The 24,431-nt window shown below is 61.9% G+C and carries 23 protein-coding genes; 6 read left to right on the top strand and 17 right to left on the bottom strand.

The genetic code is table 11. The annotated features are described in order from the left end of the window. Positions 1–59 precede the first annotated feature (59 nt). Both M2396_RS15965 and M2396_RS15960 read right to left on the bottom strand, forming a co-directional pair. On the bottom strand, positions 60–1,409 hold the full coding sequence (locus M2396_RS15965) for a tryptophan--tRNA ligase (protein WP_101322015.1): 1,350 nt from the start codon (positions 1,407–1,409) through the stop codon (positions 60–62). A 25-nt stretch (positions 1,410–1,434) separates the two neighbouring features. Then, positions 1,435–2,070, bottom strand: coding sequence for an alpha/beta hydrolase (locus M2396_RS15960; RefSeq protein ID WP_259075936.1), 636 nt, complete (start codon positions 2,068–2,070; stop codon positions 1,435–1,437). A gap of 139 nt (positions 2,071–2,209) precedes the next feature. Between M2396_RS15960 and M2396_RS15955 the strand changes: the two genes are divergently transcribed. Then, the gene (locus M2396_RS15955; RefSeq protein WP_101322017.1) at positions 2,210–2,647 is read left to right on the top strand and encodes a YhcB family protein; all 438 of its coding nucleotides are present in this window, start codon (positions 2,210–2,212) and stop codon (positions 2,645–2,647) included. 166 nt (positions 2,648–2,813) lie between these two features. On the opposite strand, the gene M2396_RS15950 is transcribed toward M2396_RS15955, so the two are convergent. Beyond that, positions 2,814–4,010, bottom strand: a complete 1,197-nt coding sequence (locus M2396_RS15950) for a methionine gamma-lyase (protein ID WP_188036619.1) — start codon at positions 4,008–4,010, stop codon at positions 2,814–2,816. Positions 4,011–4,137: 127 nt separating this feature from the next. Between M2396_RS15950 and M2396_RS15945 the strand changes: the two genes are divergently transcribed. After that, complete coding sequence (locus tag M2396_RS15945) at positions 4,138–4,617, top strand: Lrp/AsnC family transcriptional regulator (protein ID WP_101322019.1); 480 nt, start codon at positions 4,138–4,140, stop codon at positions 4,615–4,617. A gap of 91 nt (positions 4,618–4,708) precedes the next feature. Here the strand turns inward: M2396_RS15945 and cysN are convergent, their stop codons facing one another. The 3 genes from cysN to M2396_RS15930 form a co-directional block, all read right to left on the bottom strand. Next, a complete protein-coding gene (cysN, locus tag M2396_RS15940; protein ID WP_188036620.1) occupies positions 4,709–6,610 on the bottom strand; it encodes a sulfate adenylyltransferase subunit CysN in 1,902 nt (633 codons plus the stop codon). Positions 6,611–6,626: 16 nt separating this feature from the next. Then, positions 6,627–7,544, bottom strand: coding sequence for a sulfate adenylyltransferase subunit CysD (gene cysD / locus M2396_RS15935; protein ID WP_101322023.1), 918 nt, complete (start codon positions 7,542–7,544; stop codon positions 6,627–6,629). Positions 7,545–7,711: 167 nt separating this feature from the next. Next, complete coding sequence (locus M2396_RS15930; protein WP_188036621.1) at positions 7,712–8,470, bottom strand: Nif3-like dinuclear metal center hexameric protein; 759 nt, start codon at positions 8,468–8,470, stop codon at positions 7,712–7,714. 223 nt (positions 8,471–8,693) lie between these two features. Here M2396_RS15930 and algW point away from each other — a divergent pair, with 223 nt between their 5' ends. Next, entirely contained in the window at positions 8,694–9,854 is a 1,161-nt protein-coding gene (gene algW / locus M2396_RS15925) for a Do family serine endopeptidase AlgW (RefSeq protein WP_101322025.1), read from the top strand. Between the two features lie 34 nt (positions 9,855–9,888). On the opposite strand, the gene M2396_RS15920 is transcribed toward algW, so the two are convergent. The 4 genes from M2396_RS15920 to M2396_RS15905 all read right to left on the bottom strand — a co-directional run bounded on the left by M2396_RS15920 (position 9,889) and on the right by M2396_RS15905 (position 14,044). Beyond that, positions 9,889–10,653 carry an amino acid ABC transporter ATP-binding protein gene (locus tag M2396_RS15920; protein ID WP_103438495.1) on the bottom strand — a complete coding sequence of 255 codons (765 nt, stop codon included), beginning with the start codon at positions 10,651–10,653 and terminating at the stop codon, positions 9,889–9,891. 10 nt (positions 10,654–10,663) lie between these two features. Further along, positions 10,664–11,761: an amino acid ABC transporter permease gene (locus tag M2396_RS15915; RefSeq protein WP_101322027.1), complete on the bottom strand. Its 1,098-nt coding sequence runs from the start codon at positions 11,759–11,761 to the stop codon at positions 10,664–10,666. A gap of 9 nt (positions 11,762–11,770) precedes the next feature. Continuing rightward, on the bottom strand, positions 11,771–12,949 hold the full coding sequence (locus M2396_RS15910; protein WP_101322028.1) for an amino acid ABC transporter permease: 1,179 nt from the start codon (positions 12,947–12,949) through the stop codon (positions 11,771–11,773). Positions 12,950–13,015: 66 nt separating this feature from the next. Beyond that, positions 13,016–14,044: an amino acid ABC transporter substrate-binding protein gene (locus M2396_RS15905; protein WP_101322029.1), complete on the bottom strand. Its 1,029-nt coding sequence runs from the start codon at positions 14,042–14,044 to the stop codon at positions 13,016–13,018. 336 nt (positions 14,045–14,380) lie between these two features. On the opposite strand from M2396_RS15905, the gene M2396_RS15900 reads away from it, so the two are divergent. Together M2396_RS15900 and rhlB are read left to right on the top strand one after the other, a co-directional pair. Next, positions 14,381–15,037: an alpha/beta hydrolase gene (locus M2396_RS15900; RefSeq protein ID WP_220632509.1), complete on the top strand. Its 657-nt coding sequence runs from the start codon at positions 14,381–14,383 to the stop codon at positions 15,035–15,037. Positions 15,038–15,138: 101 nt separating this feature from the next. Next, positions 15,139–16,584, top strand: a complete 1,446-nt coding sequence (gene rhlB, locus M2396_RS15895; RefSeq protein WP_101323100.1) for an ATP-dependent RNA helicase RhlB — start codon at positions 15,139–15,141, stop codon at positions 16,582–16,584. A gap of 25 nt (positions 16,585–16,609) precedes the next feature. On the opposite strand, the gene moaE is transcribed toward rhlB, so the two are convergent. The 5 genes from moaE to M2396_RS15870 all read right to left on the bottom strand — a co-directional run bounded on the left by moaE (position 16,610) and on the right by M2396_RS15870 (position 20,714). After that, the gene (gene moaE, locus M2396_RS15890) at positions 16,610–17,056 is read right to left on the bottom strand and encodes a molybdopterin synthase catalytic subunit MoaE (protein ID WP_101322031.1); all 447 of its coding nucleotides are present in this window, start codon (positions 17,054–17,056) and stop codon (positions 16,610–16,612) included. 2 nt (positions 17,057–17,058) lie between these two features. Further along, the gene (locus tag M2396_RS15885; protein ID WP_150572142.1) at positions 17,059–17,304 is read right to left on the bottom strand and encodes a MoaD/ThiS family protein; all 246 of its coding nucleotides are present in this window, start codon (positions 17,302–17,304) and stop codon (positions 17,059–17,061) included. Beyond that, on the bottom strand, positions 17,301–17,774 hold the full coding sequence (gene moaC / locus M2396_RS15880) for a cyclic pyranopterin monophosphate synthase MoaC (protein WP_101322033.1): 474 nt from the start codon (positions 17,772–17,774) through the stop codon (positions 17,301–17,303). Before moaC ends, M2396_RS15885 begins: the two co-directional genes overlap by 4 nt. Positions 17,775–17,869: 95 nt before the next feature. After that, positions 17,870–19,264 (bottom strand): PhoH family protein, encoded by a 1,395-nt coding sequence (locus M2396_RS15875; protein WP_220632510.1) that lies wholly within the window; start codon positions 19,262–19,264, stop codon positions 17,870–17,872. Between the two features lie 289 nt (positions 19,265–19,553). Beyond that, positions 19,554–20,714, bottom strand: coding sequence for a polysaccharide deacetylase family protein (locus tag M2396_RS15870; protein WP_259076220.1), 1,161 nt, complete (start codon positions 20,712–20,714; stop codon positions 19,554–19,556). Positions 20,715–20,851: 137 nt separating this feature from the next. Here M2396_RS15870 and yaaA point away from each other — a divergent pair, with 137 nt between their 5' ends. Further along, positions 20,852–21,625, top strand: coding sequence for a peroxide stress protein YaaA (gene yaaA / locus M2396_RS15865; RefSeq protein WP_220632511.1), 774 nt, complete (start codon positions 20,852–20,854; stop codon positions 21,623–21,625). A gap of 154 nt (positions 21,626–21,779) precedes the next feature. Here the strand turns inward: yaaA and M2396_RS15860 are convergent, their stop codons facing one another. Beyond that, complete coding sequence (locus tag M2396_RS15860; RefSeq protein ID WP_259075929.1) at positions 21,780–22,922, bottom strand: efflux RND transporter periplasmic adaptor subunit; 1,143 nt, start codon at positions 22,920–22,922, stop codon at positions 21,780–21,782. Between the two features lie 76 nt (positions 22,923–22,998). Next, positions 22,999–24,390, bottom strand: coding sequence for a TolC family protein (locus M2396_RS15855; RefSeq protein ID WP_259075927.1), 1,392 nt, complete (start codon positions 24,388–24,390; stop codon positions 22,999–23,001). Positions 24,391–24,431 lie beyond the last annotated feature (41 nt).

Here is a 24,431-nt window from a genome sequence, read left to right as displayed (position 1 = left end):
CGGGCCGTCACTGTAGCGACGGGCCCGCATAATGGCAATCAGACTTGCGGCGAAATGCCTCAGTCGGCTTGTGGCTGGAGCGCTGCGTGCAAGGCTTGCACGGCAGCGTCGCGCGCTGATGCATCGGCAAACTGCGGGCCTTCCGCGACCTGCTCACCGTTCAGCCACAGGGCAAAGCTCAGGCCGTCGACGCGTACATCGGCTTCACCACCCTGCTGCAGTTGCTTGCTCACCGCACCGGCGCTCTTGCCGTCGGCGAAGCTGCGCGACAGCAGCAATTGCTCGCCATCGGCGGCCAGCAGGCGGAAGCGGAAGCTGCCGTCTTCATCACGGAAGCTGACAAAGCGGGCGCTCTTGGCGGCCTTTTTCTTCACGTCGGTGCTGGCCTGGACACTGCTGCGGAACGAGCGCAGGCCGACCGCTTCGCGCAGTTGTTCGAGGAACGGCGTCGCGCTCTTGCGCGCCTTGGCCGCGCCGGCCAGAAGGATGTCTTCAAGGTCAGCAGGACGTGCGATCAGCTGATGGTAATGCTCGCGTGGCGCGGCCAGTTGGCCGTCCAGCAGCTGGAACAGGCGCTGCTTGGCCTCGCCCCAGCCCAGCCCTTGCAGCAGCGCTTCATGTAGCTCTGCCGATTGCGCCGGGGTAGCGAACGCTTGGTACAGGGTGAACAGGTGCGAGCTGTCCGGGTCTTTCGCTTCGCCGGGTGCACGGGAGTCGGTGACGATGCGCGAGATGGCGTCTTTCATGTCCTTGGCGCTGGCGAACAACGGGATGGTGTTGTCGTAGCTCTTGGACATCTTGCGCCCATCAAGGCCCGGCAGGGTCGCCACGCTTTCCTCGATCACCGCCTCGGGCATGGCAAAGAACTCCTTGCCCTGGCCGAACAGGTGGTTGAAGCGCTGGCCAATGTCACGGGCCATTTCCACGTGCTGGATCTGGTCACGGCCAACCGGCACCTTGTGCGCGTTGAACATGAGAATGTCCGCCGCCATCAGCACCGGGTAGCTGAACAGGCCCATGGTCACGCCGGCATCCGGGTCTTCGCCGTTTTCCAGGTTCTTGTCTACCGACGCCTTGTAGGCGTGGGCGCGGTTGAGCAGGCCCTTGCCGGCAACGCAGGTCAGCAGCCAGGTCAGCTCAGGGATCTCGGGGATGTCGGACTGACGGTAGAAGGTGACTTTGTCCGGGTCGAGCCCGCCCGCCAGCCAGGTGGCGGCGATCTCCAGGCGCGAACGCTGGATGCGCAGCGGGTCATCGCACTTGATCAGCGCGTGATAGTCGGCCAGAAAATAGAACGAGTCGGCACCGGGCTGTTGGCTGGCAAGGATGGCCGGGCGAATGGCGCCGGCGTAGTTGCCCAGGTGCGGGGTGCCGGTGGTGGTGATACCGGTAAGAATGCGCGTAGTCATGGGTAATCGCTTGATCAGGCTTGGCTCAGTTCGAGAGGCGCGGCAGCACCAGATCCTTCAGATCGGTCAGCTTGCCATGGAAAAAGTGTCCGCATTCTGCCACTTTCAGCAGCTCATGGGGGCGCGACAGGCTGTCGGACCATTCGTAAACCAGCTGAGGATCGACGACTTCGTCGCTGTCTGGCTGGATGACGGTCAACGGGCAAACCTGCGGCAGCGGGAAGTCGTCATTCAAACGCATCACAGCAGGTGCGATCATGAACAGCTGCTGCAGCGTTGCGCCCTGGCTTTCCAGACGCCCGGCAAGACTCGCGGCAACGAAACCACCAAACGAGAAGCCCATCAGCACCAGCGGTAGCTCGGAGTAGCTGGTCCGCACCCAGGCGGCGACGGCCTCGGCATCAGCCACTTCACCCGCGCCCATGTCATGGCCGCCAGCGCTTTGGCCGACGCCGCGGTAATTGAAGCGCAGCGTATTGTAGCCAGCATCGCGAGCAGTGCGTTGCAGGGTCGAGACCACCTTGTTGAGCATGGTGCCGCCCTGCACCGGATTAGGGTGGCAGATCAGCACTACGCCACGCGGCTCGGCCACTTCCAGCTGCAAGGCTTCCAGTTGGCCGCATGGGCCATCGATGAACAAGGGGGTTTCGCGGATAAGCAAAGCACTACTCCGTGACCTCGGAAGGGGTCGACTCGTCTAGCTGATGAATTCTGTTCTGAAATATTTGCGATCGTTCGCGGTATACAGCGCAGGTCTGAGCCGTTAACGTAAAGCAAAGCCGTTTATAGAGGAAGGACTCGTGGAACTCTCGCTCCTTGTTTGGTTGTTGCCGACCCTGGCCCTGGTCGTCGGCGTAGTCGTCGGCTTCGTCGTGGCCCGCCTGCTGCCCAACGCAGCGCCCAGCAGCACACAGCGTCAACTGGATGATATCCAGCAACGTTTCGACAGTTATCAAAGTGAAGTGGTCACCCACTTCAACAGCACCGCAGCCCTGGTTCAACGCCTGACCCAGAGCTATCAGGACGTGCAGGATCACCTGGCCGACGGTGCCAACCGCCTGGCCCTGGACGAGCTGACCCGTCAGCGTCTGCTGGCAGCGCTGCATTCGGAGGCTGCGCAAAGCCATCGCGATCGCCTGACGCCGCCGAAAGACACCGCCGAAGTGCCGCGTGACTACGCGCCCAAGACGCCTAACTCGCCGGGCATGCTCGACGAGAGCTACGGCCTCAAGCGCTGATCCGAGCTGTAAGCACTGGTTCTTCAAGGTTTTATTGCTGATGTTGGGGCTGCTTTGCAGCCCTTCGCGGGTGAACCCGCTCCCACAGGTTTTTGTGGGAGCGGGTTCACCCGCGAAGGGCCGCAAAGCGGCCCCTTTTCGATTCATGAACGAAGCCTGAGCCCGCTCAAACGCTGGCGCGCAATGCCTGCTCGATATCAGCCAGCAGGTCCTCGATATCCTCAAGCCCCACCGACAACCGCACCAACCCCTCGCCTATGCCGTGCTGCGCACGCTCTTCAGGGGTGTAGCTGGAGTGGGTCATGCTCGCTGGATGCTGGGCCAGTGACTCGGCATCACCCAGGCTGACCGCGCGGCTGAACAGCTGCAGGGCATTCATGAAGCGCCGACCGGCTTCGATACCACCCTTGAGTTCGAAGGCGATCATGCCACCCGGCAAACGCATCTGCCGCTGCGCCAGCGGGTACTGGGCGAAGTTCGGCAGGCCGGGATAATGCAGCAACTCGACCTGCTGCTGGCCCTGCAGAAACGCAGCCACCTGCGCCGCATTGGCACAATGCCGATCCATGCGCAGGCCAAGCGTCTTGATTCCGCGCATCAGCAGTGACGCATCGTGCGGCGACAGCACCGCGCCAGTCATGTCTTTCAGACCTTGCAGACGAACACGGTCAATCAACGCCTTGCGCCCCGCCACCAGCCCGGCAGTGATGTCGCCATGGCCACTCAGGTATTTGGTTGCCGAGTGCACGACCAGGTCCGCGCCAAGCTCCAGCGGCCGCTGCAGATAAGGTGTACAGAAGGTGTTGTCGACCACCACATGAATGTCACGACCGTGCACGGCCTGCGCTACGGCGGCAATATCGACCAGTTCCAGAGTGGGGTTGGCGGGCGACTCGAAATAGATCATGCGAGTTTTGTCGTTGATCGCAGCGGCCAGCGCCTGCGCGTCGTTGAGGTCGACGTGCCGGATCTTGACGCCGAACTCGCCGATACCGTGGTGCAGGAAGGCAAAGGTGCAGCCATAAAGCGTCTGGCCGACAAGCAGCTCATCGCCAGGGCGCAGCAAGGTCCACAGGGTGGCGGTGATCGCGCCCATGCCTGAGGCAAGCGCCAGCCCTGCCTCAGCGCCTTCCAGTGAGGCGATGCGCTGTTCCAGCAAGTCCAGGGTAGGGTTGGAAATACGGCTATAGAAATGCCCCGGCTGCTCCCCGGCAAAGCACGCTGCGCCATATTCGACCGTGGGGAAGGCATAGGTAGCCGTCTGGTAAATCGGCGGCACCAGCGCCCCGCCATGGGCGAGCGGATCGTAGCCGTGGTGAATGGCTCGGGTGGAGAATCCGGATTGGCGCTTGGCAACGTCCATGGCTACAGCCTCTTGTGGTTTGTTATAAGCTTATGCCAACGAACCACCGGGATTTTTCCAAAGTCGCCCAGCAAAATCGGCACCTGCGGGCATAAAAACAACAATTGACTCTCTGGAAGGGCAAGCCATGCCTACGACCCTTGACCGCACCGATCGCGCCCTGCTCGGCGCCTTGCAGGACAACGCCCGCCTCACGGTTTCCGAACTCGCCGATCGGGTTTCCCTGACCACTTCGCCCTGCTGGCGGCGGGTCAAGCTGCTCGAAGACAACGGCTACATCACTGGCTATCAGGCAGTGCTCTCGCCCAAGGCCTTGGGCTTTGGCGTGACCGCGTTCGTCAGCATCATGATGGATTCACATACCAAAGAGATGGCCTTGGCATTTGAGCGGCGATTGCTGGAAATTCCCGAGATCGTCGCTTGCCATAACGTGTCCGGACGCTACGATTTTTTGCTGGAGATTCTGGCGCGGGATCTGGAATCGTTTGGGGAATTTACCCGCGAGGTGCTGCAGCGGCTGCCTGGGGTGAAGGAGATCTATTCGAGTTTTTCGTACAAGGCAGTCAAGGAGCGGCGGGTGATTCCGGTGTCCGAGAAGCATATTTGAGGGCCCCACTGCAGCCCTTGCCGATCTTCAGGCACACGCAACAAACAAAAAACCCCGCCGAAGCGGGGTTTTTCAGTTACCTCAACGGGTCTTAGATAGCACCACGCTGACGCAACACTTCCAGCACCTGCTTGACGCCGTCTTCGACGCTGCTGCTCTGGGTATCGATAACCAGATCAGCATCCAGCGGCACATCGAACGGGAAGCTTTCGCCCGGGATGTTATCGCCAGCAGCGGCGTACAGGCCCTGCGGGTCACGCTCGCGGCACGCCAGTGGCGAAGCCTGCACGTAAACCGTGATCAAGCGCTCCTTGCCGATCAGCGCCTTGGCCTGTTCGCGGCCTTCGGCATCCGGTGCGACGAACGCAGCCAGGGTCAACATGCCGGCTTCGTTGAACTGACGCGCGACATGCGCGGCGCGACGCCAGTTCTCGGTGCGCCCGGCGCGGTCCTGTGGCAGGCCCTTGTTCAGGTCATGGCGCAGGTTCTGGCCATCGAGCACGTAGACCGCCCGGCCCATGTCGAACAGCTTGCGCTCCACGGCGTAGGCCAGGGTGCTCTTGCCAGCGCCGGACAGGCCGCTGAACAGCACGGTGGCTGGCTGCTGACCAAAGCGCAGAACGCGCTCTTCGGTGGTGACATGGGCCTGCTTGCCATGCTGACCAGTGCTGCCGTGCGGCAGTACCGGCGGTGCGATGATCATGCCGGCACCAACGGTGCCGTTGGTCAGGCGGTCAATGACGATGAACGCGCCCGTAGTGCGGTTGCTGTCGTAGCCGTCCAGCGCGATGGCGGAGTCGAGGCTGACCTTAACCCGGCCGATCTCGTTCAACTGCAGCGAACTGGCCGCGCCCTTGTCGAGGGTGTTCACATCGACCCTGTGGGTGATGCTGGCGATCGAGCCCGGCACGTAGCTGGTGGCGCGCTTGATGTCGTACTTCTTGCCCGGCAGCATCGGCTCTTCGGCCATCCACACGAGCATGGCGTCGAACTGGTCGGTCACCGGCGGCACGTTGTCGGCATGCACCAGCAGGTCGCCACGGGAGATGTCGATCTCGTCTTCCATGGTCAGGGTCACGGCCTGGCCTGGGCCGGCGTGCTCCAGTTCACCTTCATAGGTGACGATGGATTTGACCCGGCTGCTCTTGCCCGACGGCAGTACGACGATCTCGTCGCCCTTGTGCACCACGCCGCTGGCGAGGGTGCCGGCAAAGCCGCGGAAGTTCAGGTTGGGCCGGTTGACGTACTGCACCGGGAAACGCAGGTCGGTGAAGTTGCGGTCGGCAGCGACTTCGACGGTCTCGAGGATTTCCATCAAGGTCTGGCCGCTGTACCACGGCGAACGCTCGCTGCGATTTACCACGTTGTCGCCCTTGAGCGCAGACATCGGCACGAAGTGCAGGCTGCTCGGGGTCAGGTCAATGGCCTGCGCAAACTTCAGGTAATCAGCCTTGATCGACTCGAACAGCTGCTCGTCGAAGCCTTTGAGGTCCATCTTGTTGACCGCAACGACGATGTGCTTGATGCCCAGCAGCGAGGCGATGTAGCTGTGCCGACGGGTCTGGGTCTGCACGCCGTAGCGGGCATCGACGAGGATGATCGCCAGGTCGCAGGTCGACGCACCGGTGGCCATGTTGCGGGTGTACTGCTCATGGCCCGGGGTGTCGGCGATGATGAACTTGCGCTTGGCGGTAGAGAAGTAGCGGTAGGCGACATCGATGGTGATGCCCTGCTCGCGCTCGGCCTGGAGGCCATCGACCAGCAATGCCAGGTCGACTTCTTCGCCCGTGGTGCCGGACTTTTTCGAGTCGCGGGTAATGGCCTCGAGGTGGTCCTCGTAGATCATTTTCGAGTCGTGCAGCAGGCGCCCGATCAGGGTGCTCTTGCCGTCATCGACGTTGCCGCAGGTAAGGAACCGCAGCAGTTCTTTGCGCTCGTGCTGAGCCAGATAAGCGACGATGTCTTCGCTGATCAAATCGGATTGATGCGACATGGAGTAACCCTGAAAATTAGAAGTAGCCCTGGCGTTTTTTGTCTTCCATGGAGCCTGCGCCATCGTGGTCGATGACCCGGCCCTGACGCTCGGAAGTGCGCGTCAGGAGCATCTCCTGGATGATGTCGGTCAGGCTGTCGGCATCCGACTCCACCGCGCCCGTCAACGGGTAGCAGCCAAGGGTACGGAAGCGCACCTTCTTCTTGACGATGCGGGCTTTCTCTTCCTCGGAGAGGTGCTCGAGAATGCGCTCGTCGTCGATCATGATCAGGGTGCCGTTCTTCTCGATGACTTCACGCTCGGCGGCGAAGTACAGCGGCACGATCGGGATGCCTTCAAGGTAGATGTACTGCCAGATGTCCAGCTCGGTCCAGTTCGACAGCGGGAAGACGCGGATCGACTCGCCTTTGTTGACCTTGCCGTTGTAGACGTTCCACAGCTCAGGGCGCTGGTTTTTCGGGTCCCAGCGGTGCTTGCTGTCGCGGAACGAATAGACCCGCTCCTTGGCCCGGGATTTCTCCTCGTCGCGGCGCGCACCACCGAAGGCGGCATCGAAGCCGTACTTGTCCAGTGCCTGCTTGAGGCCCTGGGTCTTCATGATGTCGGTGTGCTTGGAGCTGCCATGGGTGAATGGGTTGATGCCCTGCGCCACCCCTTCCGGGTTGACGTGGGTGATCAACTCCAGGCCCATTTCCTCGACCATCTTGTCGCGGAAGCTGTACATCTCCTGGAATTTCCACTGGGTATCGACGTGCATCACCGGAAACGGCAGCTTGCCCGGGAAGAAGGCCTTGCGCGCCAGGTGCAGCATCACGGCAGAGTCTTTACCGATCGAGTAGAGCATCACCGGGTTGTCGAACTCGGCGGCCACCTCGCGGATGATGTGGATGCTTTCCGCCTCCAGCTGTTTCAAGTGCGTCAGTTTGTCGACCATGGCTACTCACGTAAAACGATCTTATGAACGGCCAGCGGGCCGTGTTCGAGCGAGCCACTTTAGCACAGCGACTGCTTCTATTTAGGCAGGCGGCTAGATCGAAACGGTCTAACCATATGACTGCCGGTTTGGGGCTTCAGCAGGTGTAGGAGCACGCAATCTGGCGCTCAGATCGGATTCGGGCAGTCGATGAACAGGTGCTCGACGGCAAAGCGCCGGGCCAGATAGTCACCCAGCGCCTGCACGCCATAGCGCTCGGTAGCGTGGTGGCCGGCAGCGATGAAGCTGATGCCGTTTTCGCGGGCGCTGTGAAAGGTCTGCTCGGAGGCCTCGCCACTGATGAACAGGTCGACGCCCTGGGCAATCGCCGTGTCGATGTAGCCCTGACCGCCGCCGGTGCACCAACCGATCCGCCGCACCAGTTGCTCGCCTTCGATGAGCAACGGCTCGCGACCCAGTACCTCTTGCACGCGGCGGGCGAAATCACGCGCCGAGACTGGCTCGTCGAGCGAGCCGAGCATGCCTACCACCTTGGGATTGTTTGGCTCCAGGGGGCCTTCGACGGTGATGCCCAACTGATGCGCCAGTTGCACGTTGTTGCCAACCTCGGGGTGCACATCCAGCGGCAGATGGAACGCCAGCAGGCTGATGTCATGCTTGAGCAGCGTCTTAAGGCGACGTTGTTTGATGCCGGTGATGCACGGGTCTTCGCCTTTCCAGAAGTAACCATGGTGCACCAGCACCAGATCAGCCTCGGCTTCTACTGCCGCATCAAGCAATGCCTGGCTTGCGGTAACGCCGCTGACGATGCGGCTGACCTGGGGCCGACCTTCGACTTGCAGGCCATTGGGGCAGTAATCCTGGATCCGTGCGCTGTTCAGATAGCGTTCGGCTTCGGTGACCAGCGTGGTGAGGGCGACGGCCATGAAAAATCTCCTCGCAGTGGCATGTAGGCGGGGCGCAAGGCCCTATAATGGCGGCCATTATGAGCTGTCGCCGGCGCTGCGGATACCGCTGGCAGACGCCCGCCAAACGCACGCCGACGATGCGCCGCAGTGGCCGTCGCCGCGCGCCGTGTTCAGGTGTATCATCGCGCGCGCCTCCCCGGGCCGCTCTGCGACGGCCCTGCCCTACTCCAGGATTGATTCGATGCTCAAGGTTCTGCGTTACTTTGGCTGGCCACTGCTTACCGGCATATTGATCGCCATGCTGGTCATCCAGCGCTTTCCCGAGTGGGTCGGCCTGCCCAGCCAGGACGTCAACCTGCAGCAGGCGCCGCAGACCACGCGGATCATGCAGGGCCCGGTGTCGTACGCCGACGCCGTCACCCTGGCGGCGCCAGCGGTGGTCAACCTGTACACCACCAAAGTGGTCAACAAGAGTGCCCACCCGCTGTTCGAAGACCCGCAGTTCCGCCGCTTCTTCGGTGACAACCTGCCCAAGCAACGGCGCTGGGAATCGAGCCTGGGTTCGGCGGTGATCATGAGCCCGGAAGGCTACCTGCTGACCAACAACCACGTCACCAGCGGTGCCGACCAGATAGTGGTCGCCCTCAAGGACGGCCGCGAGACCTTGGCCCGAGTGATCGGCAGCGACCCGGAAACCGACCTGGCGGTGCTCAAGATCGACCTGAAGAACCTGCCGGCGATTACCATCGGCCGCTCCGACACTATCCACATCGGCGACGTTTCGCTGGCCATCGGCAACCCGTTCGGGGTTGGCCAGACGGTGACCATGGGCATCATCAGCGCCACCGGGCGTAACCAGCTGGGCCTGAACAACTACGAAGACTTCATCCAGACCGATGCGGCGATCAACCCCGGCAACTCCGGGGGTGCGCTGGTCGACGCCAATGGCAACCTGGTCGGTATCAACACGGCGATCTTCTCCAAGTCCGGCGGTTCGCAGGGTATCGGCTTCGCCATCCCGGTAAAACTGGCGCTTGAGGTGATGAAGTCGATCATCGAACACGGCCAGGTGATTCGCGGCTGGCTGGGGATCGAGGTGCAGCCACTCAGCCAGGAATTGGCCGAATCGTTTGGCCTCGAAGGCAAACCAGGGATCGTCGTAGCAGGGATCTTCCGCGATGGCCCGGCGCAGCGCGCAGGCTTGCAGTTGGGTGATGTGATCCTGAGCATCAACGGCGAGCCGGCGGGCGATGGGCGCAAGTCGATGAACCAGGTGGCGCGGATCAAGCCGACCGACAAGGTGGCGATCGAGGTGATGCGCAATGGCAAGCAGCTCAAGCTGATCGCCGAAGTGGGCCTGCGCCCACCGCCGGCGCCGGTAGCGCCGAGCGAAGAGAAATAAACAAAAGGGGCCGCAATCGCGGCCCCTTTTTGTATCAGTGCAGGATCTGGCTGAGGAACAACTTGGTGCGGTCGCTCTGCGGCCGGTCGAAGAAGTCATCCGGCGCCGCCTGCTCTACGATCTCGCCCTTGTCCATGAAGATCACCCGGTTGGCCACGGTGCGGGCAAAGCCCATCTCGTGAGTCACGCAGAGCATGGTCATGCCGTCTTCGGCCAGGCCCACCATGGTGTCGAGCACCTCCTTGACCATCTCCGGGTCGAGCGCCGAGGTCGGCTCATCGAACAGCATGATCTTCGGCTTCATGCACAGCGCTCGGGCAATTGCCACTCGCTGCTGCTGACCACCCGACAACTGCCCAGGGAACTTGTGCGCCTGCTCCGGGATGCGCACGCGCTCCAGATAGTGCATGGCGATTTCCTCGGCCTTGCGCTTGGGCATCTTGCGCACCCACATCGGCGCCAGGGTGCAGTTCTCGAGAATGGTCAGGTGCGGGAACAGGTTGAAGTGCTGAAACACCATGCCGACTTCGCGGCGGATCGCTTCGATCTGCTTGAGGTCGTTGGTCAGCTCGACGCCGTCAACGACGATGCGCCCTTGCTGATGCTCCTCGAGCCGGTTGAGGCAACGAATGGTGGTCGACTTGCCTGAGCCGGACGGCCCGCACAAGACGATCCGCTCGCCCTGACGCACGTTCAGGTTGATGTCCTTGAGCACATGGAACTGGCCGTACCACTTGTTCACGCCCTGCATCTGGATGATGCCTTCGGGGCCGGCAGGCTGCTTGATCGCTTCACTCATTTTGAAACTCCTAACGCTTGTGGCCAGTGTCCAGCTTGCGCTCCAGGTGCATGGAGTAGCGGGACATACCGAAACAGAAAATCCAGTAAACCAGGGCGGCAAACACGTAGCCCTCGGTCGCCATACCCAACCAGGCCGGGTCTGCCGTGGCTTGGCGCACGCTGTTGAGCAGGTCGAACAGGCCGATGATGATCACCAGGCTGGTGTCCTTGAACAGGGCAATGAAGGTGTTGACGATGCCCGGGATGACCAGCTTCAAGGCCTGCGGCAGGATCACCAGGCCCATCGAGCGCCAGTAACCCAGGCCCATCGCCGACGCGGCTTCGTACTGGCCTTTGGGGATGGCCTGCAAGCCACCGCGTACCACCTCGGCGATGTACGCCGACTCGAACAGGATGACGAAGATCATCGCCCGCAGCAGCTTGTCGAAGCTCATGCCTTCTGGCATGAACAACGGCAGCATCACCGAAGACATGAACAGCACAGTGATCAGCGGAATACCGCGCCAGAACTCGATGAAGGTCACCGACACCGACTTGATCACCGGCATCCGCGAGCGCCGCCCAAGTGCCAGCAGAATCCCCAACGGCAATGCCGCGGCGATACCGACGGTAGCGATCACCAGGGTCAGCATCAGCCCGCCCCACTGCGAGGTCGGTACCTGGCTCAGGCCAAAGCTGCCGCCATGCAGCAGGAAGTACGCCACGGTCGGGTAGACCAGCAGGTAGCCAATGCCGTAGGCCACCTTGCGCGGGAAGCGACGGATGAACAGCGGCGCAGCGCCGATCACGCCCAGCCACACGGTCAGGTCGACTCGCCAGCGCAGATCGCTCGGGTAATAGCCATACATGAACTGGCCGAAGCGCTGCTGGACGAACACCCAGCAGGCGCCCTCCTTGGTGCAGTCGGCGCGGGTAGTGCCGGTCCAGTTGGCGTCGATGAACGCCCACTGCAGCAGCGGCGGCACGGCCAGCCAGACCAGGTAGATGGCAAAGAAGGTCAGCAGCGTGTTGATCCAGCTGGAGAACAGGTTGGCGCGCATCCAGGCCACCACACCAACGGTTTTCACCGGTGGTGGCATATCAGGTTTGAAAACATGGGCGTTCATGCGCGACTCCTACCGCTCGATCAGCGCAATGCGCTTGTTGTACCAGTTCATCAGCAACGAGATGCTGATGCTGATCGTCAGATAAACCGCCATGGTGATCGCCATGACCTCGACCGACTGGCCGGTCTGGTTGAGTACGGTGCCGGCAAACAGCGAGACCAGTTCCGGGTAGCCGATAACGGCTGCCAGTGAGGAGTTCTTGGTCAGGTTGAGGTACTGGCTGGTCAACGGTGGAATGATCACCCGCAGCGCCTGGGGAATGATCACCTTGCGCAACGTCGGGCCTTCGCGCAGCCCCAGCGAACGGGCGGCTTCGGTCTGGCCGTGGCTGACCGAGCGGATGCCGGCACGCACGATTTCGGCAATAAACGCAGCGGTATAGATCGACAGCGCCAGGGTCAGTGCCATGAACTCGGGGATCAGCACCCAGCCACCGGCAAAGTTGAAGCCTTTGAGCTGCGGCACTTCCCACTGCAGCGGGTTGCCGAACAGCAGCACGCACATGGCCGGAATGCCGACCATCAGCGCCAGGCCGACCCAGAACTTGTGGAACGGTTGCCCGGTTAGCTCGAAGCGCTTGTTGGCCTGGCGCACCATCAGCACCACCGCGACAATGGCGACCACCAGCGAAACCACAAACGGCCAGAAGCCATCGGCCATCGACGCGCCCGGCATGTTCACGCCGCGGCTACTGATAAAGAACAGGTCATCGATATTGATGCTGCCGCGCGGCCCAGGCAACGCGGTGAACACCGCGAAGTACCAGAACAGGATCTGCAGCAGTGGCGGGATGTTGCGGAAGGTCTCGACGTAGACCGTGGCCAACTTGTAGACCACCCAGTTGGAGGACAGGCGGCCGACCCCCACGGTAAAGCCGATCAAGGTCGCCAGGACGATACCGATGACACTCGCCAGCAAGGTGTTGAGCAGGCCGACCAGCAGCACCCGCGAGTAGGTGTCCGCTTCGGTATAGTCGATCAGGTGCTGGGCAATGCCGAAGCCAGCACTGCGCTCGAGAAAGTCGAAGCCCGAGGTGATGCCCCGGTGCTGCATGTTGGTTTGGGTGTTGTGGATCAGGTACCAGCCCAGACCGACCACGCAGACCACCGTGAGGATCTGGAACAGCCACGCGCGCACACGTGGATCACTAAGGGAAAAGCCCTTGGGTGCGCCGATTTGATTTTGCATGAAGTGCCCCGGAAAAAAGGGATCAGAACAGCCTGCGGCGGCAGGATGCCGCCGCAGGTGCAGCCATCAGCGCACCGGAGGTGCGTACTGGATGCCGCCGTTGTTCCACAGGGCATTCAGGCCACGATCGATCTGCAGCGGGGTGCTCTTGCCAAGGTTCTTCTCGAACACTTCGCCGTAGTTACCCACTTGCTTGACGATCTGTACCACCCAGTCCTTGGGCAACTTGAGGTCTTTGCCGTATTCGCCGTCAGCGCCGAGCAGGCGGGCGTTGTCCGGGTTCTTGCCGGATTTGGCTTCAGCCTCGACGTTTTTCGAGGTGAGGCCGGCTTCTTCGGCATTGAGCATGGCGAACAGGGTCCACTTGACGATGCTGAACCACTCTTCATCACCTTTACGCACGACAGGGCCCAGTGGCTCCTTGGAGATGGTCTCCGGGAGTACCACGTAGTCGGTCGGTGCTGCCAGCTTGGAGCGTTGTGCGTAGAGCTGCGACTTGTCCGAGGTGAGCACATCGCAACGGCCCGATTCCAGCGACTTGGCGCTCTCGTCGGAGGTGTCGAAGGTGATCGGGGTGTACTTCAGGCCATTGGCGCGGAAGTAGTCGGAGACGTTCAGTTCGGTGGTGGTGCCTGCCTGGATGCAGACGGTCGCGCCGTCCAGCTCCTTGGCGCTGGAAACACCGAGCTTCTTATTGACCAGGAAGCCGATGCCGTCGTAGTAGGTCACGCCAGCGAAGACCAGGCCCATGCCAGCATCACGCGAGCTGGTCCAGGTGGTGTTGCGCGAGAGTACATCGACTTCGCCGGACTGCAGCGCAGTGAAGCGCTCCTTGGCGTTGAGCTGGCTGAACTTGACCTTGGTGGCATCGCCGAACACTGCAGCGGCTACCGCACGGCACACATCGGCATCGATGCCGACAATGTTGCCCTTGGCGTCAGGTACCGAGAAACCCGGCAGGCCATCGCTCACGCCACACTGGACGAAGCCCTTTTTCTTTACCGCATCCAGCGTAGCGCCGGCCTGGGCAAAACTGGTTGCACCCAGCGCGGCGGCAGCGGTCAGGACTGCCAGCGTGGTTTTCAACATCTTCATCTACAACCTCCAAATCGCTCTTGTTGTGTCGAGCCGGAATTGCACCGCACCCTTATGAGGCGCATCCGACCCCTGTTGGCTTGTTTTTGGGTCACGTGGTGCAATGAGCTGTTCTGTGACAGCCTTTGATCCAAACGAGGGGTGTTACCGTCGCCGGTTAATCCCTTCGCATCGGTAGACCCATAGCAAGGCGCGTACCACAGTTGCCGGCTTAAGCGTTTAAGCGGTCGTCAAGTAGGAAAAGTTGTACAGTTGCGACATCTTGTTAAGGCATTCGCTACCCCTGCCTTTTTTTAATGCACCTAATACGTACACGCGCACAAATTCGGAGCAGTTATGACCAACCCGTTGATTATCGAACCGCAAACCACCGCTGACGCCTGTGTGATCTGGTTGCACGGCCTGGGTGCCGACCGTTACGACTTCCTACCGGTGGCCGAATTTCTTCAGGAGCGTTTGCTCAGCACGCGCTTCGTCATGCCCCAGGCGCCGACCCGCCCAGTCACCATCAATGGCGGCTACGCCATGCCCAGCTGGTACGACATCAAGGCCATGACCCCGGCGCGCGCCATCGATGAAGCGCAGTTGGACGAGTCGGCCGAGCAGATCATCCAGCTGATCAAGGCCGAGCAGGCCAAAGGCATCAGCTTGGCGCGGATCATCCTCGCCGGGTTTTCCCAGGGCGGCGCGGTAGTGCTGCACACTGCCTATATAAAGTGGCAGGAAGCGCTCGGCGGGGTCATTGCCCTGTCGACCTACGCGCCGACCTTCAGCGCCGAGCACCAACTCAGTGCCTGCCAGGAGCGCACTCCTGCACTGTGCCTGCACGGCATCCATGACCCGGTGGTGATCCCGTCGATGGGCCGCACCGCCTTCGAGTACCTGAGCCAATGGAACGTCGCCGCGCGCTGGCAGGAGTACCCGATGGAGCATGAAGTGGCCGTGGCCGAGCTTGCCGATATCTACGACTGGCTCAGCGAACGGCTGCGTTGAACCCGGCCGGCAGGCAGCTGCCGGTGCATTCTCCTACGCCGCGCCCGAATCTTGCATTACACTGGCCGGCGTATATTCCTTAATCAAATAACGAGATGACCGTGCTGAAGGCACTGAAAAAGATATTCGGCAAGGGAGACGCCGCAGCGCAAACGGCTGCTCCCCAAGCCACTGAGACAGCACCCGCACCTGCGGTTCTACCGCCTGCTACCGAGGTCAAGCCTCACCCCGAGCCTGCCGTTGCTGCTGCGCCGGTTGTATCGCCGCGCAGCGAAAAGCCTGCGCAAGCCAAGCCTCGCCGCGAACGCAAGCCCAAGCCACAGGCCAGCCTGTGGAAGCCGGAAGATTTCGTCGTCGAAGCTCAGGAAGGCAAGACCCGCTTCCACGACTTCAAGCTCAGCAACGAGCTGATGCATGCCATTCAAGACCTCGGCTTCCCGTACTGCACGCCGATCCAGGCCCAGGTTCTGGGTTATACCCTGCGCGGTCAGGACGCCATCGGCCGGGCCCAGACCGGTACCGGCAAGACGGCCGCGTTTCTGATTTCGATCATTTCCCAGCTGCAGCAGACGCCGCCGCCGAAAGAGCGCTACATGGGCGAGCCGCGTGCGCTGATCATCGCGCCGACCCGCGAGCTGGTGGTGCAGATCGCCAAGGACGCCGCCGACCTGACCAAGTACAGCGGCCTCAACGTCATGACCTTTGTTGGCGGCATGGACTTCGACAAGCAGCTCAAAGCGCTTGAAGCCCGTCACTGCGACATTCTGGTGGCCACCCCGGGCCGCCTGCTGGACTTCCACCAGCGCGGCGAAGTGCACCTGGACATGGTCGAAGTGATGGTGCTCGATGAAGCTGACCGTATGCTCGACATGGGCTTCATCCCTCAGGTCCGGCAGATCATCCGCCAGACCCCGCCGAAGAGCGAACGGCAGACCCTGCTGTTCTCGGCGACCTTCACCGACGACGTGATGAACCTGGCCAAGCAGTGGACCACCAACCCGGCGATCGTCGAGATCGAGCCGGAAAACGTCGCCAGCGAAACTGTCGAGCAGCACGTCTACGCCGTTGCCGGCAGCGACAAGTACAAGCTGCTGTACAACCTGATCACCCAGCAGAAGTGGGAACGGGTGATGGTCTTTGCCAACCGCAAGGACGAAGTACGGCGTATCGAAGAGCGCCTGGTGCGCGATGGCATCAACGCCGCTCAGCTGTCCGGCGATGTACCGCAGCACAAGCGTATTCGTACTCTGGAGAATTTCCGCGAAGGGCGCGTCACCGTGCTGGTCGCTACCGACGTTGCCGGGCGCGGGATTCACATCGATGGCATCAGCCACGTGATCAACTTCACCCTGCCGGAAGATCCGGACGACTACGTGCACCGCATCGGCCGCACCGGCCGCGCTGGCGCCGCTGGCATCTCGATCAGTTTTGCGGGTGAAGACGACTCGTATCAGTTGCCGGGCATCGAAGCCCTGCTGGGTCGCAAGATCAAGTGCGAAATGCCGCCTGACGAGCTGCTTCAGGCTGTGCCGCGCAAGGCGCACTGATAGTCCGATCGCAGGCCCTGCCGAACTACCAGCGTTCGGCAGCCTGCTGATCGCTGTGCCTGCCCTCGACCCAGCGTGGTCCGTCTTCGGTGGTTTCTTTCTTCCAGAACGGCGCGCGGGTTTTCAGGTAATCCATGATGAAGTTGCAGCCATCGAAGGCGGCCTGACGGTGCGCGCTGGCGACGCCGACAAAAACGATCGGCTCGCCGGGCTGAAGCGTCCCTATACGGTGCAGCACCTCAACCTTGAGCAACGGCCAACGCTGCTCGGCTTCGACGATGATCTTGGTCAGGGCCTTTTCGGTCATGCCGGGGGCGTGCTCGAGAAACATCCCCGCCACTTCGCGGCCATCGTTGAAGTCGCGCACATAGCCGACAAAACTCACCACCGCACCGACGCCGGCATTGGCTGCGTGCATGGCATTGACCTCGGCGCCGGGATCGAACGCCTGTTGCTGCACTCGTACGGCCATGTTCAGCCTCCGGTCACCGGTGGGAAAAACGCCACTTCGTCGCCATCTGCCAGTGGTTCAGCCAAACGGCAAAGGTCCTGGTTGCGCGCGCACATCAGGTTCTGCTCGGCGAGCACGGCATACTCCGGGCCTTTGCCAAGTAGCGCCTGGCGCACTGCTTCAACATTTTCGAAGTCGCCCTCCAGACGCTCGCCGTCACGCCCAAGCAGCTCGCGATAGCGGGCGAAGTACACCACCTCGACGCTCATTGCGCGGCCGCCTTGAAGTCGCCGCTCTTGCCGCCGACCTTCTCCAGCAGGCGCACCTGTTCGATGACCATGCCTTTGTCGACGGCCTTGCACATGTCGTAGATGGTCAGCGCGGCGACGCTGGCAGCCGTCAGTGCTTCCATCTCCACTCCGGTCTGCCCGGCGAGCTTGCAGCGGGCAACGATACGCACGCCATCAACGCCATCGGCTGTGAGCTCGACCTTGACGCTGGTGAGCATCAGCGGGTGGCACAGCGGGATCAGGTCACTGGTCTTTTTCGCCGCCTGGATACCGGCAATACGCGCCACGGCGAACACATCACCCTTGGGGTGATCACCGTCGACGATCATCTGCAGGGTCTGCGGCAACATGCGTACCCGCGCCTCGGCCACTGCCTCGCGCTGGGTCACGGCTTTTTCAGTGACGTCGACCATATTGGCGCGCCCCTGGGAATCGAGATGAGTCAGCACTGCTCTGCTCCTGTGAAGGGAGCAGAGAGTGTAAACCTGCAAGTCAGCTTTTCGCAGCGAAAATAACCGGGCGGCGAACCGCCCGGCCAGATGGTTTACATATGCGACTCGGCGTACTCGGCGAGCACCGAGCGCGGAACACCCTGCAGGGTGATGTGCACGCCGTGGGGGAAGTCCTTGAAGCGCTCGGTCAGGTAGGTCAGGCCCGAGCTGGTTGCGGACAGGTAAGGGGTGTCGATCTGCGCCAGGTTGCCCAGGCAGACCACCTTGGAGCCAGCACCGGCACGGGTGATGATGGTTTTCATCTGGTGCGGGGTGAGGTTCTGGCATTCATCGATCAGGATCAGGCTCTGCTGGAAACTGCGACCGCGGATATAGTTCAGCGATTTGAACTGCAGCGGTACCCGTTCAAGGATGTACTCGACACTGCCGTGGGTACTCTCGTCGTCCATGTGCAGGGCTTCGAGGTTGTCGGTGATAGCGCCCAGCCAAGGCTCCATCTTCTCCGCCTCGGTACCGGGCAGGAAGCCGATCTCCTGATCCAGCCCCTGCACGCTGCGGGTGGCGATGATGCGCCGGTAGCGTTTGCTGACCATGGTTTGTTCGATGGCTGCCGCCAACGCCAGGATGGTCTTCCCCGAACCCGCTGCGCCGGTCAGGTTGACCAGATGGATATCCGGATCGAGCAAGGCGAACAGCGCCAGGCTCTGGTGGATGTCACGCGGTTTCAGGCCCCAGGCTTCCTGGTGCAACAGCGGCTCCTGGTGCAGGTCGAGCAACAGCAGTTCGCCCTCGCGGATGCCTTTGACCCAGCCGACGAAGCCTTGCTCGTCGATGATGAACTCGTTGACGTGCACCGACGGCAACGGGTCGGTCAGTTGTACCCGGTGCCAGGTACGGCCGCGCTCCTGACGCGTGTCGACCTTGTTGACGCGGTCCCAGAAGGAACCGCTGACCGAGTGATAGCCCTTGGACAACAGCGATACGTCGTCAACCAGTTGGTCGGTGCTGTAGTCCTCGGCGGCAATGCCGCAGGCGCGCGCCTTGAGGCGCATGTTGATGTCTTTGGTGACCAGCACCACGTCAAGATCCGCACGTTTGGCGCGCAGTTCCAGCAACTGGTTGATGATGATGTTGTCAGCGAGGTTTTCCGGCAGCAGGCGATTGGGCTCGCTGCGCGGGCCCATCAGGATCGACAGGAAGCCTTTTGCTCCGCTCTTGCCACGCTGGATCGGCACGCCCTGTTCGACGTCATTGGGTGACGCGTCGGCAAGGGTCTGGTCGATCAGGCGAATGGCCTGGCGACAGTCGGCGGCGATGGTCTTTGTGCCCGTCTTGAGCTTGTCGAGTTCCTCCAGCACCGTCATCGGGATAGCGACGTGGTGCTCCTCGAAGTTGAGCAGGGCGTTGGGATCGTGGATCAGGACGTTGGTATCGAGCACATACAGGATTGGCTTGCTGGAGGAAGGGTTGCGTCCATGGTCATCCATACTCGGGCACCTTATGTCAGAACCGCGCGACGCATTCTGGCTGCGTCGCAGAGTGACGCCGTTCTCCCCGTATCCGCGTTGTTACGGGCGGGGGGCTCACCTGGCAAAGGAGGGTCTGGATGACGCCACCTGTGCTGCAGGAATCGGCTGTCTGGTTCTTTCATACCGCAAAAACGATGAACAAAAAAAGCTTTTTTACGTGTTGATGAAGTTTATTTTTCCGAATGACGATCCGACCTTGGCGAAGCCCCGGCATGGGTCTAGAGTCATATATCAAGCTCAATCGCCATCACCCGCCTACGCCGCTTTGCGCCGTTGCGTCAGCGTCTGCGCCGCGCCCGTATTCCTTGCAATCCTGCCAACCGATACCGCTCTGCACCGTGTGCTGCAGCAGCCACTCCAGCGCCGGCTGAGCCTTGCTCTGGTTGTCATGAAACTGGATAACGCCCTTGCGCCACAACAGCATCAGCGTCACCACACGCTGGGCTGATGCCTCGGCGGTCAGTGCGCCATCGTCCATTGCGTCGATATCCCACAACGACACCTGCAGCCCTTCGCTGGCCATGAACGCCTCACCATCGCTGCGCCGCTGGCCATAGGGCGGACGGAACAGCGGCACGTACTGCTCGGGTAACTCGGCCTGCACCCACGCCTGGCTGCGCCGCAGTGAATCCTGCCAACCCTGCCATTGCGCGTGGGAGCGATACTCCCAGCCCTGGATGCCAACGCACTGCTTGCGGTACACGTCCTGCAATCGGCCAGCGCCGCTGTCGCGGCGCTGCTGCAGGCGGTTGCCAAGGACGAAGAAGGTGGCGTTGAGTTTCTGCCGGCGCAGGTAATCGGCCAGGTTGTCGGTGCTGCTGCCCTGCCCGCCTGGTCCGCCAACAAAGGTCAGCAGGAACATCCGGTCATTCAGTTCATCGCCGTTGCGCTCGCGGCTGGACAGCCGTTCGATCTCGCTGCTGGTCTGCGGGAACAGCGCGGCCTTGCGCAGCTGTTCATCCAGGTAACGCCGATGGAAGCTATGGCTGGGTTCGGTCCAGCCGACATAGAACTCGCCGACATCGGCATTGAACGTGGCCGCCCGGGTGCGCAATTCGGCCATCGACTCGAGCGGATAGCAGAACGACGCATCCTGCTCGCAACTGCGCTGCGCCTGCTGGTAGTTCTGCCACAGCCGCTGCCACATCCGCGCCCGCACCGCACGCACTACCGGCAGGTTGACCTGCCTGAGCTGCAGCCGCGCCGCCAGCGCCGGCTCGTCGAGCATTTCGCTCTCCTGCAGCACCTGGGCAAACGACAGGATCTCGGCCCGCGACGCCACATCGAACAGCACCGGGCTGTCCAGTTGCTCTGGCCACAGGCTGCGATCAAAGCTGGCCGGGACGACCGGGGCGGCTTGCACGGCCAGGCTCAACACACTGGCCAGCACGGCCAAGGCAATGCGCACGATCAGATTCTCCATTTCATCCTGGCCGGCACTATAGCGCGACCCTCGTCGATGTTCTGTGACTATCGTCGGCATAGTTTGGACTTGCCCGGTTCAGCCCGTAGAATCGGCCCAATTCGATTTCAGGAGCCGACCCGATGCTGACGGTGATTTCCCCCGCCAAAACCCTCGACTACGACACCCCGCCGGTGACCGAGCGTTTCACCCTGCCGCAGTATCTGGATCACTCGCAGGCGCTGATCAGCCAACTGCGCGACCTGAGCCCGGCACAGATCAGCGAGCTGATGCACCTCTCGGACAAACTGGCCGGCCTCAACGCCGCACGCTTTGGCAGCTGGAGCGCAGACTTCACCCCAGACAATGCCAAACAAGCGCTGCTCGCGTTCAAAGGTGACGTATACACCGGGCTCGACGCCGAAAGCCTCAGTGAAGACGACTTCAGCTACGCCCAGGATCACCTGCGCATGCTCTCCGGCCTCTACGGCCTACTGCGCCCACTCGACCTGATGCAACCCTACCGCCTGGAGATGGGCACCAAGCTGGCCAACCCACGCGGCAAGGACCTGTACGCCTTCTGGGACACGCGCATCAGCGAATGGCTGAATCAGGCACTGGCCGAGCAAGGCGACGACGTGCTGCTCAACCTGGCCAGTAACGAGTATTTCAGTGCGGTCAAACGCAGCGCGCTCAAGGCACGGGTCATCAACGTCGATTTCAAGGACTGGAAGAACGGCCAGTACAAGATCATCAGCTTCTACGCCAAGAAAGCCCGCGGGATGATGAGCCGGTTCGTGATCCAGGAGCGGATCGCCGATCCGGAGCAGCTCAAGCAGTTCGATGTGCAGGGGTACTACTACAGTGTTGAGCAGTCGAAGCCGGATCAGCTGGTGTTTCTGCGGGATCACGTGTAGGAGCGGCCTTGTGTCGCGAAAGGCCCGCAAAGCGGGCCGGCGATGTCGGCGGCGAAGCTGAAAATGAGGGCACGCTACGCGCGCCTTTCCGACCGGTCCGGCGTTCCGGCGAGGCCGCTCCTACACGCCAAAGGACGTGCTGACCGCCAGCGTCTTACTCCACCCAGACCCAACCCGCCTCCAGCCCTTGAACTTCGACGCCTTGCGGCACTGCGCGCAGGGGCGTGACGACAACATTGCGCCCTGGCTGATAGTCGTCCGCGCGATACAGCACGTAGTGGCCACTGCCGTCGTCAGTACGCAGCGCCGCTGCAGGCACCGCCAGCGCTTGCTCATTGCTGTACAGCAACACGGTCACCTGCGCGCTCATCCCTAGCCGAACGCCCAGCGCGACCGGGTCTGGCTGAGTATCCAGAGCAATCAACAAATCGAACCAGGCGCCCTGCCCCTCCTCGGTCCTGGCCTGCTGACCAACCGCGACGACCCGGCCGTTGAGCGTGTGCCCAGCAAACCCCTCCCCGCTTACCTGCACGAACATCCCCTCGTGAACCTTGTGCAGATCGCTTTGCTCCAGTGCGGCGCGCACCTGTAACTGGCTCAGATCGACCAGCACAAACAGCGGCGTGCCTTGACTGGCCAACTGGCCGACTTGCAGCGCAAGTTGGCGGTCCTCGCTTAGCCGAGGCACCAGCAGCCCACTGAACGGTGCGCGTACCTCGCGCTGGTTACGTAACGCCGCCAACTCGCGCTGGCGCGCTTGAGCAGCGTCGAGTTCAATGCTCGCCAGTCGCAAATCTACGCCTTGCCCGCGCTCACGGGTTTGTCGCAGATGCTGCCTGGCATCAAGCAGGTCCTGCTGCAGCATCACCACTTGTTGCTGCAAGGCCTCCACTTCCTGACGGGCGACGATACCCCGGTCGAACAGCCGCTGCGTCTGCTTCAAGGCTGCCTGCGCGAGCTCCAGGCTGCTGCTGGCCATAGCCTGCGCGCGTTTGGCCTGGGCCATCTCCGAGCCGCTTGCCCAGGCTTGCAGTTGCCGCAACGCGCGCTGGCTCTGCAGCAGCTGCGCTTCAGCTTGGCCAAGCTGCGGGTCCAGTTCAGCAGTGTCGAGTACAGCAATGATTTCTCCCGCTGCCACCTGCTGCCCCGGCGCTATCGGCAGCGCCTGAAGCAGGCCGGCAAACGGCGCCGCCACGGTCACTTGACGAACAGCCTGAATCCGCCCGAGCACGCCAAGGCGCTGCTCGATGAGTTGCGGCTCGATCCGCAGCCATGACCCGACACTATTCTCGCTCACCTCTGCCGGCCAAGGGCGCCATGGGCTCAGCAGAAGGCAGCCAAGCACCAGCATCGAAATTGCCAACACCTGCTGCCTAGTCATTGATGGCCACGTCCCAGCTGTCCAATGTCGTGCCCAGAATCAAGTCAAGAGCGGTCTGCGCATTCAAATAGGCGATCTGCGCGTCCAGCCGTGCACTCTGTGCGCCGCGCAGATCGCTCTCGAAACTGAGCACCTGAAAGTTGCTCGACAGGCCGAGCGCTAGCTTCTCCTGTTCGATGGCGAGCTTGCGCCGTGACAGATCAAGTGCTCGCCCGGCGATTTGCAACTGGCGCCAGCTGACCTGCACTTCGCGCACGCCATCGACAACCTCGCGCTGCAGTTGCTGACGGGCGTCGGCCAGTTGCAAGCGTCGACTATCAACGGCGACTTGGGCCCGTACCAGCCCTTGCCGCCGGCTCAAGTCAGCAATTGGGATTTCCAACTGCAACCCCAGATAGTGTTCCCAGACCTTGCCGGAACTTGGCCGCTCACGGGCCTGGCTGGTAGCACCGATCAACGACAAGTCCCAGCGCTGCTGATCCTTGGCAAGGCGCAGATCGAGGTCTGCTTGCTGATCGGCCAGCAACTGCAGCAGATAGATCGGCTGCAAGGCTTCAGCCTGGGCTAAAGCCCGCCTCGGATCTAGCCCGATCGGCTCGGCTTCCGCCTCTTCGCTAACGCGCAAGGGCATGTCCAGGTCCAGAGCCAGTGCTTGCAGCAGCGCCAGGCGGCCAGCGTGCAGGTTATTACGACTGCCCTCCAGAGCCAGTTCCTGATTGGCCAGCTCTGCTTCGGCCTGAACAATCTCGAACGCGGCCATGCGCCCGGCGTCAATCAGCTCGCGGTTGACGGCAATCAGCTGGCTGGCCCGTTGCCGTGCATCATCGGTGATGTTTAGTTGTTCCTGCGCACGTAACAGGTCGCGATACAAGCCAATGATGCTGGTGATGGTGTGTGACACTTGATCTTTGAGGGCCAGTCGATTGGCCTGCTCAGCCAGTTCCGCCTGATGCAACGGTGCCATGGCTATGTCACGCCCTGCACCTCTGAGCAGCGGCTGGATCAGCATAAGGTTAGCACCGTCACGATAACGCGGCCCAACTGCATTGCCCCGAGTCTGGCCGTAGGCCCAGTCGAGACTCACGCGGGTGCCGTAAGCCGTCAGCACACTCGCGCTGGGCGTTAACTCTGCCTGGCGATAGCGATCGTCCTGATTGCGGTTGGCCTGATACTGCGCCTTGAAGGAAAGTTGTGGCGCGTAGCGGTCAACTGCAACGCGCAGCTCGAACTTGTCAGCAATGCGCTGCAAGTAAGCACTGCGAATACTGCGGTTGTCGCGCAAGGCCAAGGCAATCGCGTCGCTCAGACTCAACACCAGCTGGTCACGAGCTGTAACCGCCTTGGCCGAAACCGCCCCGGGGATGATCTGGCCAGGCGAGCGCAAGGCGGCTGCGGTGATACCAGGCAGCAGGCACAGCAGCAGGC

Source organism: Pseudomonas sp. BIGb0278 (assembly GCF_024809895.1).
Classification (GTDB): Bacteria; Pseudomonadota; Gammaproteobacteria; order Pseudomonadales; family Pseudomonadaceae; genus Aquipseudomonas; species Aquipseudomonas shirazensis.
The sequence above is the reverse complement of the archived record's forward strand: the minus strand, read 5'-3'. Positions and strand labels throughout refer to the sequence as shown.